This window comes from Floridaenema evergladense BLCC-F167 (assembly GCF_041929205.2).
Classification (GTDB): domain Bacteria; phylum Cyanobacteriota; class Cyanobacteriia; order Cyanobacteriales; family Aerosakkonemataceae; genus Floridanema; species Floridanema evergladense.
In genome coordinates this window covers 1,661,069-1,675,783 of sequence record NZ_CM171625.1, presented here as the reverse complement: position 1 = coordinate 1,675,783, position 14,715 = coordinate 1,661,069, and the positions used below count along the sequence as shown (strand labels likewise).

Genomic DNA, 14,715 nt, shown 5'->3' with positions numbered 1-14,715 from the left:
GATCGCATTTTGGGAGAGTAAGCTTTTAATTACTAAAACTGAAAGGTTTATGTGGTTATGAAATCTCTTGTTGAGAGTTGAATACTGCCATTAGATGTCGAAACACCCAAAGCCACAGCCACAACTTCACTAGTATTACTACTCAAAACAATAGCTGTATCGTTACTGGAATAGCCATACAGACTACCAGATCTTAACTGATATTGACTGAGACTTCCTTGAACTTTGATCTTATCACCCTGCGATTTGGAAAAGTCTTGAATGACAGCCCAACTATTACCTAAGTAGCCTTTTCCGTAATAATCACCAATGACGAAAGTATCTGCACCAGCGTCACCGCGTAAATAATCAACTTCCCCATTTCCACTCAAGCCACTATAGTAAAAACCATCTAAAACATCGTTACCAGCGCCGCCAATCACAGTATCATTTCCAGTCCCACCATATAATAAATCATTACCGTCATTGCCATAAACAATGTCATTGCCACTGTCGCCTCTTAGGGTGTCACTTCCGCCTGCTCCACTTATCGTGTCATTTCCACCTAAAGCGTTAATATTGTCGTTACCCGCACCTCCTGTAATGTTGTCATTGCCCGGTGTCGGACTTCCAGGAGCAGTAGCACCTCCACGAGCCTGCCAGAAGGCTTGCAAGGGACTCACTGTAGCATTCAAGATAAAGTTTCGGTCTGAACTTGCACCTTGAGTTCCTCCATAAGCAAGGCCAGTTTGAACTTCAAGGTGTAAGTGTGATCCACCTGATGGAGTGCCAACTAAACCAATAGCATTTCCAGCATTTATCCTCATTCCATTCGTCAAATTACCTCTGCTTTGCAAATGACCATAGACCCACTGTCTACCATCATCACTGTTAATACCAACGAATACCTCGCCATCTGATGTCCCGCTTAGCCATGCGACTGTTCCACCTACTGCGGCTTTGACTGAAGTTCCTCGTCCTGCACCGATATCAATGCCAGCGTGCCATCTTCTCCCTTGACCATTGTAGTAGCTCTGATCGTAGGCATAACCAGCTGTCATCTGAAATGGTCGCCCTAGAATTGCTGTAGACAGATTGGTAAAGACTTGCTTGACTTCGGCGGGACTTTCCCCATTGGAGGTGTTTCCATCAAATAAAATATCATCGCCACTAGCTTGATCCCATTGGGAATCAGTTGTTGGTAAAGACATAAAAGTAATTCTCCTTGTATAGTTCGGTTTTGGTTTTGTCTTTAAATGCGGAAATAAAATGCAAAGTTATGCGCTTCACACAAACCCATTTTTCACTTACTTAGTGTGGATTTCATAGTGAACGAAACTTGAGATTAAACTGTATGAGATTAATCAAATCCTGGTAAGCGCGATCGCGTTATTGTCTAATTTATCTAAACAGTAGTAATGCGTTCACACCTAGTTTTAGACGTTCATCAAATTCTCAAATCTCCTAGTTGATGAAGAAATTAGCTTTACTAACACAATTTAATATAACTAATAAAAAAAACTTATCAATCGTGGCTTACACTGAAATTTCCCTATATTTTGTCGAGACAAAAACCTCATAAACCACTTTGGTTTTGTGAAGTTGTCTTAAAATTTCCTGCTGAAAGCTTTACAAATAATAACTTGCAAGAAATATGAGTAATTTTACGCAGGTAGTTTAAACCCTAACTTTCTTCTCTTACACCTTAGTGATGGAATGGTAACAGAAAAGAAAAGATTGCTCAGAAAAAAGCCTTAAGAGAAGCGAGTTTAGTTTATTTGTTGAAAAAGTCATTTAAATCCTAAATCATACCAAATCCGGGTCAATAGGGGCGAAGCATTCGGACATAAAATCTAGGGTTTTGAGTCATAAATTGTCGCCCGAATGCTTCGCCCCTACTCTTAACCGAGCAGTATTGAAATCCGGGTAGATTACCCGCTTTTTTTTGAACCGCGATCTTCGCAGCGATTCGCGATAGCGAATTAGACGGGAAGAAGGGGAAGAAAAGACCAAGAAAATACACCTACGGGTAGCTAACGCGGATTTGGTATCAATCCTTAATTCAGTTCGTCTATCTACCGGGAATTTAGCCAGTCTTTAATTTCTTGTGCTAACCAAAGACATTCGATCGCACTCAACCCCAAACCAAAAGAATACCTTTTATCGATCGTTTGAATAGTCACCATTTCTTCTTCTTTGCCATTGGCTTGAAAAGAAGCGTTATGACTGATTTGTACGCTTTGGAAAACATCTTGAATGTCGGAAATATTACCTTTTTTATAGCGATCGCAATGATTAAATAACCAGGTTTCTATTAGGAAGTTTCCTGCTTTAAAACTAATTGTTTGATAACTAAATTTACTAAGTAATAAGCGATAACCTAATAAAAACCAAAGAGCCAATAACAGGCTGTTTAAAGAGAAAGAAAAAATGGAAAAAGTAAGTATTCCTTGGAGAATGAGTATTGCAGTACCAAAACTAAATTGAGCCAAGAATAATGTGATGATTACAGTTCCTATTCCTTCTCCTAAACCTAGTTTACGGCTAGGTAGTTTAATAAATAAACTATGTCGAGAGCGATTAATTTTAATTCTATTTTCTTGAGGCTGAGTAACTTTTTTAACTGGGAGACTATAAGCGCGATCGTTTTTTAATGCTTTCAAAGCTTCTTCAGCTTTACTAAAACGTTTTTCTAGCGACGGTTCGGTGAGTTTTTCGATCCATTGGATAAATTTGGCGTTAGCATTAGTGCGATCGCTAAAATGAATGCGTAAATCTCTTTGGGGTAAATCTGCGGGAGAAATTCCGGTTAATAAATGAATTAAAGTTGCTCCCATTGCATATAAATCTGAAGCGGGAACTGTTCTTCCGCCAAATTGTTCTAACGGCGCATAACCATAAGTTCCTACAACCGTAAAAGTTGCGCCTTCAGCAGCAGCTTTATCTTGAACTGCACCGAAATCTACTAAATATATGTGTTTATTTTCCCCTAAAATTATGTTGCTAGGTTTAATATCTCGGTGAAAAACGGGGGGATTTAATTCATGTAAATAGCTTAAAATGTTTAATAATGATTCGGCGATTTGACGCACTTCTTTTTCAGTAAACTTTTTTCCTGTTAGCAGCAATTCTTTCAAAGATGCGCCAGGAATGTATTCTTGCACTAAACCAAACCACAATACGCGATCGTCAACTGAAAAATAATCTCGATATTGGGGAATTCTGGGATGTTTTAAATGTTTAAGAATTTGCGCTTCTCGTTCAAACAACTTTAAGTCATCCCATTGAATATCGCCACCAAAAGCCAACAGTTTCACAATTACTTTTTCTGAAGGTTTGGTGTTTAAATCTTCTGCTAACCAAGTTTGTCTTCCCGCATTTTGACCTAACTTTTCTTTTAGCTGGTAACGTCCTTGCAGAACTTGTTCTACTTGCAGCATATTTCCCATTCCCTTTACCAATTACTCAATTCTATCTTGTGGTTGTCCTGACGTATCTATACTATTGACAAAAGTATAAACAATGCCAAAAACCACGAAAAAGCTTAGAGCAAAGCCACTCAAAGACAAGAATACTAAACGACCATAATTGACTGGGTTATTAATATTAATATATTTATTTTTGGAAAAGTTACTCTTGACTAAAACAGGTTCTTGTAAAGCTTTTAATGCTTCTCTTGCAGAATAGAAGCGCTTTTCTATTGCTGAGGCTGTGAGTTTTTCTAACCAACTATTAAAGCCGGGACTTAATTGGATTTTATCAGCAAAATTAATTCGCGTTTGTTCGGTTAAATCGATCGGAGGAATCCCCGTTAATAAATGAATTAAAGTTGCTCCCAGTGCATACAAATCTGAGGCGGGAACTGCTTTTCCCCACAACTGTTCGGGGGGAACGTAACCGTTAGTACCTACTACAGTAAAGGTGACTCCTTCGGCTTTGGCTTTGTCTTGTACTGCACCAAAATCAACTAAGTAAATTTGACGGTCTTTGCCTAAAATTAAGTTGCTAGGTTTAATATCTCGATGCAATACTGGCGGACTTAATTCATGCAAATAAATTAAAATTTCTAATATTTTAATAGCAAAAGAACGTACTTCTGGTGGGTAAAGTTTTCTTCTTTGATTGAGTAATTCTTGTAATGAAATACCAGGGATATAATTCTGCACTAATCCAAACCAAACTAACCCGGAACTTGTTTGTTCGTCTAGGGAAAAGTAGTCAAGATATTGGGGAATTTTTGGATGATTTAGATTTTCTAAGACTTGAGCTTCTCTTTCAAAAAGCTTGATTTCTTGCCAGTTTGTTTGAGGACTAACTGCTAATAATTTAACGATGACTAATTTTTTTGATTCTGCTAAAATGTCTTCGGCTAACCAAGTTTGTCGTCCGGCATTTTTGCCTAATTGCTGTTTTAACAGATAGCGATCGCTTAACATTTCTTGAGTATCTAGCATTAGCTTTTCCTCTATCTATATTTGCTCGATCCAGTCTTGCATTTGTTGACTCAACCACTGACGTTCGGGTTCATTTAAATCTTGACCAAAACAGTATTTCAAAAAGTCAGTTTCCAAAATTATTTCTTGATATTTTATGAGTTTGAATTGTTTAATTTGATTTGTTCCTAAGTGATGTCGCCAATAAGTCCAACCCCATAACTTCTGTTCTAATACAAAATTTTTGCGATCGCCAGAAATACAGTAATCTGCTACTCTTACTTTACGGAAATGAAAGTGAGTTAATAATTTAAATAATTCCTTGCTTAAAGCTGAACTAAATTTTTCCATAACCATAAATGTAAAAACTAACATAATTACTAGTACAAATGCCAAGGAGAAGTTTAAAAAATTGACAAAAATAGCACTTAAAATTACTGCTAACGAGCTACCTAATAACAGAAATACAGCAAAAAGACTTAAGAAAGATGAACCTGCTAAACCTAATTTTAAAAACAAAACGATCGCATCAAAAAATATTAAAATTCCTCTTCCTTGAATTTCTACCTTTAACTGAGTTGGAGATTGCCAAAGTTGAACTTCACTATCAGGAAAGAGGGAAATTTTCTGTAGCGGTGCGTTCAGATAACGTTCAGCTTTTAAATCATTTAAAGCTGCTTGTGCAGTTGGATAACGTTGACTTAAATCTGGTGCTGTGAGTGCTTCAATCCAGTAAACAAAGTTAGGATTAATACTAATTCGATCGCGAAATTGAATTTTTAAATTCTTTTGCGGTAAATCAGCTGGCGTAACTCCTGTTAAAATATGAATTAAAGTAGCACCCAAAGAGTAAAGATCGGAAGCAGGAACCGCACGTCCCCAAAATTGTTCTAAAGGCGCATAACCCGCCGTACCCACAACAGTAAAAGTCACGCCTTCGATCGCACCTTGTTCTTGAACTGCACCGAAATCTACTAAATAAACTTTGCGATCGTCCCCTAAAATTAAATTGCTGGGTTTAATATCACGATGCAATACAGGCGGGGAAAACTCGTGTAAATAACAGAGAATTCTTAATAATTGAACTGCTAGCGATCGCACTTCCTTTTCGGTAAAATGTCTCCCAGAATCTAACAAATTTTGTAGCGACTTTCCCGGAATATAATCTTGCACTAAAGCAAACCAGTATAAACCAGAACCAGCCTGCTTATCTAGAGAAAAATAATCTCGGTATTTAGGAATGCGGGGATGAGAAAGATTTTTTAAGACTTGTGCTTCCCGTTCAAAAAGTTTAAAATCCTCCCATTGCATTTCCGGGCTAAAAGCCAAAAATTTAACAATTACTTTCTCCTCTGGCGACACGCTTTCATCTACAGCAATCCAAGTTTGTCTTCCTGCATTCTGCGCCAAACATTCTTGCAGTTGGTATCTTCCTTGTAACAACTCCCCTGTTTGTAGCATCATCACTCCTGACAGACCTATTCTTTACTAATTTACCTGCAAATCAGAAAATTTGGTCTGTTGTGGGTACTTTAGCACTCTGCTTTTTGAAGACAAGGACTAAAGTCCTTACAACGAACAAAGACTGAAGTCCTGACAACTAACTTACTATTAAAAAATTCCTAGTCTCTAGCGAAGGGATTATACTGGAACGAGAAATAAAAACCTTGTTCTTGCAAAGTTCTTTCTCGCAAATTGGCATTAACTAAAGGTAAACCGTAATCAAAACGGAAGCGTAATCTTTCGCCCATTTGCCATTGTAAACCCACACCGATCGAAGCTAAAATACCAGGGTCAGGGTCTTCTCGATCGCCATTATTCCAAACTTTTCCCACATCGACAAAAGGAATTACTTGGAACACGCCTGGACGATCGCGCAACCGATAGACTGGTATTCTAACTTCCACAGAGCCTAAAATGCCATTATCCGTAAGAAATAAATCTTGACGATAACCCCGCACGCTATCCGCACCACCGATAGCAAACTGTTCTAGGGGTACCAGAGGGCGATCGGCTAACTGCATATCTGCTCTAATTAAAAGGATAGGAGAACCAGAAGGATCGGTAACATTTCTTCCTAAAAGACGTAACCATTGTGCTTGTCCTCGCCAAGAAAAGAATCGACCATCAGGAGCACTTTCTCGAATGGAAGCATCAAAAGCCCCAATACCTAAGCTAAACTGAGAACGAGCCGCAAACACCGATTGACTGTCACGTTTCGTCCATTCTTGGAAAAACCTAATTATAGAAAGGCGAGTTTGTCCTTCCTCATTTGCACCCGGAGAAAGTGGAAAAGGTTCACCTAAAAGAGTAGTATTACTTTCGCGACGATTCAGAGTTAAACCAAGGGCTAATTCTTTATTTGGTGTGAGGATTACGGGTTGACGAAATGACAATTCATAATCGTAAGATACAGCCCCAATATCAACTTGATCGAAAGGTTCTTCAATAATGCTACTTTTAATCCAATCAAAACCCAAACGAATCGTACCATTGCGAGCATTCACAGGCAAAATGTAATTAGTTTCGATTTGGTTACTACCATTAGTATTCGAGTAACTTACCGTAAAACTATCGCCATTTCCGGTTAAATTTGCTTGATTAATATTAAGTTGGCGGCGAAATACACCCACACTCGGAGGACTATTATTATCTAAACTAATGGAAGCGCTAAAAGTTCTTTCCGGTCTAACAGTTACTTCCAAAATACTTAAACCCGGACGAGTTCCCGCTGAAAGTTCCGCCGAGATATTTCTAATTAACGGATTCAATTGGAGTAATTGCAAAGATTCGAGCAACCGATTAACATTTAACGGGGTTTTTGCACCTAAACGGAGACGCGATCGTACATAATTAGGATTTAGCCTCCCAGTACCAGTAACCCGAATCTCTTCAATTGAACCTTCCACCACCTGAATTTTCACTATCCCACCCGTGAGAGTTTGCGGAGGAATAAAGGCACCAGAAGTGATATAACCTTTGCTAACATAAAGTTGAGTTACAGCCGATCGCGCCTGTAACAACTGAGCAAAAGAAATATTCCCCACAAACGGTTTTAACACCGCATCAAACTCTTCCTTGCTAAAAACCGTACTCCCCTCAACTTGGTATCCATCCACCTTAATTTCCCCAGGAATATCAGGCAAAGGTTCAGGAATATTTGGCGCAGGTGCAGAACCGGGCGGCGTAAGCAACTCAGACGGAGGCGGTAAAGGTGTCGGCGGAGGTAAAGGAGGCGGTAGTGGTGTTGTTGGCGGTTGAGGAAGAGTCGGAACAGGAATCTGTTGAGCAAATAATGGACTAGTGCATAGCAGAACTAATTGAGCAGTTGAAAACAGGTAAAAAGCTGAATACAAAAGCCTTCTTCCCTTCTGCCTGAAACATATCAAATTCACCATAGCAGTAGAAATTGGAATAGCGACTAACTTAGGCAACGTCATAAAATTGAGGGATAAGTAACGTACAGAACTATCCATTGCAAAAGTAATTTCGTCCATTGAGTTTAGCATCTGCTACGAGGTTTTCAGTATTTCGTTATAAATCTTACTCGTATCGTTCCCTAATACTACTGAGTTAGCGACAAGGGAAAAATACTATGCTAGAAAGTTCTAGGTAAGAAAAATCAAATTTATGGTTGCAACTCAAATCAAGCACGAAGTCAAAGACCTTTCCCTCGCGCCCCTTGGCAAACAACGCATTGAATGGGCGGGGCGGGAAATGCCAGTATTAAAGCAAATCAGAGAAAGATTTGGCAAAGAAACACCATTAGCTGGGATTCGCTTAGTCGCCTGCTGCCACGTTACCACCGAGACTGCAAATCTCGCCATTGCACTCAAAGCCGCTGGCGCAGACTCTTTGCTAATTGCCAGTAACCCCCTTTCCACCCAAGATGACGTAGCAGCTTGTTTAGTTGCAGAATACGACATCCCCGTGTTTGCCATTAAAGGCGAAGATGCAGAAACTTATAATCGCCACGTCCAAATTGCTTTAGACCACCGTCCGAATATTATCATCGATGACGGTTGCGACGTAGTAGCCACCTTAGTTAAAGAACGGCAACATCAACTTGCGGAAATCATCGGTACTACCGAAGAAACTACCACAGGAATTGTCCGGCTGCGTGCGATGTTCCGCGATGGTGTGTTAACTTTCCCCGCTATTAACGTCAATGACGCAGACACCAAACACTTTTTTGATAATCGCTACGGTACCGGACAATCTACCTTGGATGGCATCATTCGCGCCACCAATATTTTATTAGCTGGGAAAACCTTAGTTATTGCCGGATATGGTTGGTGTGGCAAAGGTAGTGCGCTTCGTGCTAGAGGCATGGGTGCTAATGTCATTGTGACAGAAATCGATCCGACAAAAGCGATCGAAGCAGTAATGGATGGTTTCCGCGTCATGCCAATGGCGGAAGCTGCACCTTTAGGCGACATTTTCATCACCGTAACTGGCAACAAGCACGTCATTCGTAGCGAACATTTTGATGTCATGAAAGACGGTGCAATTGTTTGTAATTCCGGTCACTTTGACATTGAAATTGACCTCAAAGCATTAGCAGCAAAATCTTCTGAAGTTCGCGTCGTGCGAAACTTTACTGAAGAATACCGCTTAAACAATGGTAAGTCAGTCATAGTAATTGGGGAAGGTCGTTTAGTCAATTTAGCTGCTGCTGAAGGACACCCAAGCGCCGTAATGGACATGAGTTTTGCCAATCAAGCTTTAGCTTGCGAATACTTGGCGAAAAACAAAGGTAAATTAGAAGCTGGAATCCATTCCGTTCCTGTAGAATTAGACAAGGAAATTGCCCGTCTAAAATTACAAGCAATGGGAATTAGCATTGATAGCTTAACACCAGACCAAATCGAATACATAAATTCCTGGACTTCAGGAACATAATATGTACGTTGTTGCGCTTCAGCGCTAAATTAGCGCTAAAGCGCAACAACGTACTAGAATAAACACCAACTACCCAACACCAAAAGCTATGAAAGAGTGGATACTGCAAATCATGACTTCCCTCAATTATGTGGGAATTGGCTTATTGATGTTTTTAGAAAATCTATTTCCGCCCATCCCTTCGGAATTAATTATGCCTTTGGCAGGGTTCACAATTTCCCAAAAACAGATGGAATTTTTCCCCGCCATTTTCGCCGGAGTCTTGGGAACAATGTTGGGTGCTTTGCCTTGGTATTATGTAGGTAAACTCGTTGGAGAAGAGAACATCAAACGATTAGCTGATAAATACGGTAAATGGATTTCAATTAGTAGAAAAGATATTGAAAAAGTAGACCAATGGTTTCACAAACACGGCGAAAAGGCCGTTTTTTTTGGTCGCTTAGTACCCGGAATTCGCACTTTGATATCTTTGCCAGCAGGTATCAGCAATATGAATTTGGTGCCATTTTTAATTTATTCGACTATTGGCACAACTATTTGGGTAAGCTTACTCACTTTTGCTGGTTATAAATTAGGGGAAAACTACGAATTAGTAGATGAATATCTAGCACCTGTTTCTAAGATTGTGTTTGTGGTTCTAGTTATTGCCTTTGTTTTTTGGTTATGGCAAAAAAGAAGGCAACAGCGTCAAAGAAAGGTATAGTAAAAAAAATGCTCCTAATCAAATATGGCTAAATTATCAACTGAGTTGCACCGTTTCTTTTTTGAAGAAGAAAGACCCGCACAAGTAACATTGTCCGATATTCTGAGCATAGCAGGCGAGAGAATTTTCGGTTTTCTGTTAGTAATTCTCTCTTTACCTTCGGCTTTACCAGTACCCGCACCTGGTTATTCTACACCCTTTGGTGTGCTGCTATTTCTGTTAGCAATCCAGTTAGTTGTTGGTAGGAAACGTCCTTGGTTGCCGAATAAAATGCTAAACTATCCGATAAAATTGGAAACTGTACAAGGCTTTTTAAAAGCTGGTCTTCCTTGGTTAAAACGGATTGAAGCGATTACACGCCCCCGCTTAACCTATATATGTACTACTTTACCAGGAAGAGTGTTTATTGGTTGCGCGATCGCACTAATGGCAACATCGATGATGATACCAATTCCCGGAACCAACACTCTCCCAGCAATGGGAATTTTTGTCACTGGTTTTGGTTTAATTGAAGACGATGGTGCAATTAGTTTAGGTGGTTTAGTCCTCTGTTTAATGGGGTTAATTCTCACCAGTTCTATTTTATTTGCTCTCTGGTTCGGTGGCACAAGTTTGCTAGATATAATTAAAGGTTGGTTACGCTAGTAAAAAGGCAGAAGGGAGAAGGCTTAACATTTACCCAATTTGAGTTAAATAGCCTTTTTACCTTCTATTTAGTTCAAGAAAATAGAACAAAAAAAGATGATAAAGCTTAAAGGAATTAACCACTAATTTAACAAAATGGGAGGTAAGCTTCTAAATAATAACCATAAATTTATCGCCACAGAACCACTAGGAAAAAGTGGTCAAAAGGGTGAACGCAAAGTTTGGGAAGCTGTCAAAAGCGTATTTTTTGAAAGGGAATGTATAGCTTATTGGCGCTACCCCATCTTTTGTGAGGTGAGGAAAGTTCGTAAAGAACCGGATATTTTAATTGCCGATCTCGAACTTGGTCTAATTGTGATTGAGGTAAAATCAATTACAATTGACCAAATAGTTGCTATTAATGGTCATCGTTGGGAGTTACGCAACTTTTATACTAGTAGCAGCAACCCTTACGAACAAGCGGAAAATCAACTGTTTGGGTTGTTGGGATATTGCGATCGCGAACCCAACCTCCGCAGCCAAGTCAGTGGTAGAGTTATAGTAGCCTTACCCTTCATTTCCCAGCAACAATGGCAAAACAAAGGTTTCGCTAAACTCCCCAGTTCGCCGCCTATCCTCTTCCAAGAAAATCTGTTTTTAGAAACCGAAAACCCCACATTTTTAGATAAGATTCGCCAAACTTCCCCCATAATTAAAGGGAGAAAACTGAACCATGAACAGTGGAAATTACTGTTATCAGTATTAGGAGGAAACCCAGTTTTCCGCCGGAATAACCTCACCCCCTCAGTCCCCCTCTCCGTGCACGGAGAGGGGGAAGATAGAGGAGTATTTCCTCGCCTTTCTCTGAACAAACGAAGGGAAGTTATGGATGTATTTCCCCCCCTCTCTGTAGACGGAGAGGGGGAAGGGGGGAGAGGTTTCCGCGCCAGCATTTTAGAACAAGTCAGACAAAACTTATCAGAATTCGACTTACAACAAGAAAATATTGGTAAACAAATTCCCCCCGGAATGCAAAGAATACGGGGAATAGCAGGTTCAGGAAAAACCGTTTTATTATGTCAAAAAGCAGCGAATATGCACTTAAAATATCCCGAATGGGATATTGCTTTAGTGTTTTTTACTCGCAGTTTATACGAACAAATCATTACCCAAATAGATAAATGGATACGTCGCTTTAGTCATAACGAAGTTCAGTATAATCCCAATAATGAAAAGTTGCGCGTACTCCATGCTTGGGGTGCAAAAAATCAACCCGGACTTTACAGCATCATTTGTGAAGCAGCAAACGCCCCGAAATTAAGTGTTTTTGATACCGAAAATAAACAACCAAATGAATCTTTAGCAGAAGTTTGTCGTTTCCTGTTAGAAAAAAGCCAAATCCCCCAAATATTTGATGCTATTTTAATCGATGAAGGTCAAGATTTGATGGTTGATGATGAGTTCAAATTTCAAGATAAACAACCTTTTTATTGGATGGCGTACCAAGCATTACGACCTTTTGATGAACATCATTCCGAACAACGCCGCTTAATTTGGGCCTATGACGAAGCGCAAAGTTTAGATTGTTTAAATATTCCCACAGCAGGAGAATTGTTTGGTGATGAGTTGGCGCATTTAGTAACAGGTCAATATGCCGATGGTATCAAAAAAACCGAGATTATTCACCGCTGTTATCGTACTCCTGACCCTATTGTAACTGCTGCTCATGCGATGAGTATGGGTTTGCTACGTCCTGGGGGAATGGTATCAGGAATTACGCGAACGGAAGATTGGCAAGCGTTAGGTTATGAAGTGCAAGGTCGGTTTACTCGCGGTCAACAAGTTACTCTCAAAAGATTGAGTGAAGATTCTCCTAATATTATCACAAAAGTTTGGGAAAAGCCAGTTTTAAAGTTTGAAACTTATAATTCTCGACAGGCAGAGTTAAGGGCTTTAGCTGATAGTATTATAGAGGTGGTGTTGGGCGATCGCCTCCAACCAAGCAAAGAGATTTTGGTCATAGTTTTAGGTTCGTTTTTCGAGGCGATGCGATTAGAAAATCATGTTGCTGAGTTCTTAATGTCTGAAGGTATCGATATATTTATTCCGGGTACAACTGATTGTAACATTTTAAAGGGAGAGGTGGAGAATTGCGATCGAAACAAATTCTGGTGTGAAGGCGGCGTTACCGTCTCCCGAATTCATCGCGCCAAAGGTAACGAAGCAGACATGGTTTATGTAGTTGGTTTAGACAATATAGCCAAAGATGAAAGTAATATTAGACTAAGAAATCAACTATTTATTGCCTTAACCAGAACTCGCGCCTGGGTAAAATTAAGCGGTGTTGGTAACTATCAAATGTATGAAGAAATGCGCCGAGTAATTGCCAGTGGCGACACCTTTACCTTCACCTTCAATCATCGCCCAAAACGAGAAATCAGCGTCACCGATGCCGGAGAATTGTTAAAAAGATACGCCGCCGGAGGGAGAAACTTTCAAAATGCAGATTTGCGGGGAATTCAGTTAGCTGGTGCTAATTTACGAGGTGCAAATTTAATTAGTGCGAAGTTGAACAATGCTAATTTAAGTAATGCCAAATTGGATAGCGCCAAATTGGTAATTGCCGATTTGAGTAATGCTGATTTAAGTAACGCTAGTTTGCGAAAAGCTAAATTAATGGGCGCAATTTTAAGGGATGCAAATTTAAGCGGCGCAGATTTAAGTCGTTCCGATTTAAGTGATGCAGATTTGCGAAATGCCAAGTTAGTTGGCGCGAATTTATTGGGCGCAAATTTGAACGCTGCTGATTTGACTAACGCAGATTTAACAGGGGCAAATATTGCCGGAATTGACTTAGGAGATAGTAAAGTATATTTATAGATAATATTTGAAATTTCAGATAAATCAATGAGCAGTAAACCAAAGATTTTTTCTTTTTTTGCAGGTTCAGGGTTTCTCGATTTAGGTTTTGAATTAAACGGATTTGACATTGTATATGTCAACGAAATTTATTCCCCATTTATGCAAGCATATAGTTATTCTAGAGAACATCTTAAAATAACTGCACCCAAATATGGCTATCATGAAAAAGATGTAGCTAACTTAATTGAAGGAGAAGCAGCATTAAATCTTTCTTACCTAATACAAGATGCTCGTAAAGATGCAAGTATTATTGGTTTTATAGGTGGGCCTCCCTGTCCTGATTTTTCAATTGGGGGAAAAAACCGAGGTAAGGAAGGAGATAATGGTAAGCTTTCAGCCTGTTATATTGAATTAATTTGCCAACAGAAGCCGGATTTTTTCTTGTTTGAAAATGTCAAGGGATTGTGGAAAACTAAAAAACACCGAACTTTTTTTGAAGAACTGAAAACTAAGATAATTCAATCAGGTTATGTGTTGGTAGAACGTCTGATTAATGCTATAGAGTACGGTGTTCCTCAAGACAGAGAACGAATTATTTTGATTGGTTTTAGAACTAGCTTACTTAAGGACTTAGGAATTAAAATTAATAGCAATATCGGAATATTACCAGAATCATATTTTCATTGGGATAAATATATAATAAATCCGATCGATAAAGTTTTTTCTTTACCTTGGCCTACTACCAACTTATTTCAAGAAAATTCTCTCTTGCCTTATCCTGATAGCATACCACTACCTTTAACAGTAGAGTATTGGTTTAGAGAAAATGATGTGCTTAATCATCCAAATGCTGAAGACCATTTTCAACCCAAAGCGGGAATTAGTAAATTTGCTTCGGTTGATGAAGGAGATGTTTCCAAAAAATCATTTAAGCGGCTTCATAGATGGCGATATTCTCCAACAGCTTGCTACGGAAATAATGAAGTACACTTACATCCTTACAAAATTCGTAGGCTGTCAGTTGCCGAAGCACTGGCTATCCAATCTTTACCTAAAAACTTTATTCTTCCAGCTAATATGTCATTAACTAATATGTTTAAGACTGTTGGTAATGGTGTTCCTTACTTAGCTGCAAAAGCTATTGCTAAAACTACTCTTTATTTTTTAGAAACAAGAGAATGAAATTATGAACAACCTGTAAATCAGCAATTG

General features: G+C 39.2%; 9 protein-coding genes and 1 pseudogene. 5 read left to right on the top strand and 5 right to left on the bottom strand.

Going from position 1 to position 14,715, the window contains the following annotated elements; translation table 11 throughout:
- Positions 1 to 47: 47 nt before the first annotated feature.
- The 5 genes and pseudogenes from ACE1CA_RS07970 to ACE1CA_RS07950 form a co-directional block, all read right to left on the bottom strand.
- Positions 48 to 1,190: a peptidoglycan DD-metalloendopeptidase family protein gene (locus tag ACE1CA_RS07970; RefSeq protein WP_413278584.1), complete on the bottom strand. Its 1,143-nt coding sequence runs from the start codon at positions 1,188 to 1,190 to the stop codon at positions 48 to 50.
- Positions 1,191 to 2,054: 864 nt separating this feature from the next.
- Positions 2,055 to 3,419, bottom strand: coding sequence for a serine/threonine protein kinase (locus tag ACE1CA_RS07965; protein WP_413278583.1), 1,365 nt, complete (start codon positions 3,417 to 3,419; stop codon positions 2,055 to 2,057).
- A 192-nt stretch (positions 3,420 to 3,611) separates the two neighbouring features.
- Positions 3,612 to 4,433 (bottom strand): annotated as a pseudogene (locus ACE1CA_RS07960) (serine/threonine protein kinase); the annotation flags it as partial.
- Between the two features lie 15 nt (positions 4,434 to 4,448).
- The gene (locus ACE1CA_RS07955) at positions 4,449 to 5,876 is read right to left on the bottom strand and encodes a serine/threonine protein kinase (protein ID WP_413278581.1); all 1,428 of its coding nucleotides are present in this window, start codon (positions 5,874 to 5,876) and stop codon (positions 4,449 to 4,451) included.
- 158 nt (positions 5,877 to 6,034) lie between these two features.
- A complete protein-coding gene (locus ACE1CA_RS07950) occupies positions 6,035 to 7,921 on the bottom strand; it encodes a ShlB/FhaC/HecB family hemolysin secretion/activation protein (protein ID WP_486517714.1) in 1,887 nt (628 codons plus the stop codon).
- Positions 7,922 to 8,042: 121 nt separating this feature from the next.
- Between ACE1CA_RS07950 and ahcY the strand changes: the two genes are divergently transcribed.
- The 5 genes from ahcY to ACE1CA_RS07925 all read left to right on the top strand — a co-directional run bounded on the left by ahcY (position 8,043) and on the right by ACE1CA_RS07925 (position 14,685).
- The gene (gene ahcY / locus ACE1CA_RS07945) at positions 8,043 to 9,314 is read left to right on the top strand and encodes an adenosylhomocysteinase (protein ID WP_413278579.1); all 1,272 of its coding nucleotides are present in this window, start codon (positions 8,043 to 8,045) and stop codon (positions 9,312 to 9,314) included.
- An 88-nt stretch (positions 9,315 to 9,402) separates the two neighbouring features.
- Positions 9,403 to 10,017, top strand: coding sequence for a DedA family protein (locus tag ACE1CA_RS07940; RefSeq protein WP_413278578.1), 615 nt, complete (start codon positions 9,403 to 9,405; stop codon positions 10,015 to 10,017).
- A gap of 24 nt (positions 10,018 to 10,041) precedes the next feature.
- Positions 10,042 to 10,662 (top strand): exopolysaccharide biosynthesis protein, encoded by a 621-nt coding sequence (locus tag ACE1CA_RS07935; RefSeq protein WP_413278577.1) that lies wholly within the window; start codon positions 10,042 to 10,044, stop codon positions 10,660 to 10,662.
- Positions 10,663 to 10,797: 135 nt separating this feature from the next.
- The gene (locus tag ACE1CA_RS07930) at positions 10,798 to 13,521 is read left to right on the top strand and encodes a pentapeptide repeat-containing protein (RefSeq protein ID WP_413278576.1); all 2,724 of its coding nucleotides are present in this window, start codon (positions 10,798 to 10,800) and stop codon (positions 13,519 to 13,521) included.
- Between the two features lie 27 nt (positions 13,522 to 13,548).
- On the top strand, positions 13,549 to 14,685 hold the full coding sequence (locus ACE1CA_RS07925) for a DNA cytosine methyltransferase (protein WP_413278575.1): 1,137 nt from the start codon (positions 13,549 to 13,551) through the stop codon (positions 14,683 to 14,685).
- Positions 14,686 to 14,715 lie beyond the last annotated feature (30 nt).

What these genes read in the sequence shown, in the direction of transcription:
- ACE1CA_RS07955 (WP_413278581.1), bottom strand. Translation starts at nt 5,876, where the DNA reads ATGATGCTACAAACAGGGGAGTTGTTACAAGGAAGATACCAACTGCAA.
- ACE1CA_RS07930 (WP_413278576.1), top strand. Translation starts at nt 10,798, where the DNA reads ATGGGAGGTAAGCTTCTAAATAATAACCATAAATTTATCGCCACAGAA.
- ahcY (WP_413278579.1), top strand. Translation starts at nt 8,043, where the DNA reads ATGGTTGCAACTCAAATCAAGCACGAAGTCAAAGACCTTTCCCTCGCG.
- ACE1CA_RS07925 (WP_413278575.1), top strand. Translation starts at nt 13,549, where the DNA reads ATGAGCAGTAAACCAAAGATTTTTTCTTTTTTTGCAGGTTCAGGGTTT.
- ACE1CA_RS07950 (WP_486517714.1), bottom strand. Translation starts at nt 7,921, where the DNA reads ATGCTAAACTCAATGGACGAAATTACTTTTGCAATGGATAGTTCTGTA.
- ACE1CA_RS07940 (WP_413278578.1), top strand. Translation starts at nt 9,403, where the DNA reads ATGAAAGAGTGGATACTGCAAATCATGACTTCCCTCAATTATGTGGGA.
- ACE1CA_RS07970 (WP_413278584.1), bottom strand. Translation starts at nt 1,190, where the DNA reads ATGTCTTTACCAACAACTGATTCCCAATGGGATCAAGCTAGTGGCGAT.
- ACE1CA_RS07935 (WP_413278577.1), top strand. Translation starts at nt 10,042, where the DNA reads ATGGCTAAATTATCAACTGAGTTGCACCGTTTCTTTTTTGAAGAAGAA.
- ACE1CA_RS07965 (WP_413278583.1), bottom strand. Translation starts at nt 3,419, where the DNA reads ATGCTGCAAGTAGAACAAGTTCTGCAAGGACGTTACCAGCTAAAAGAA.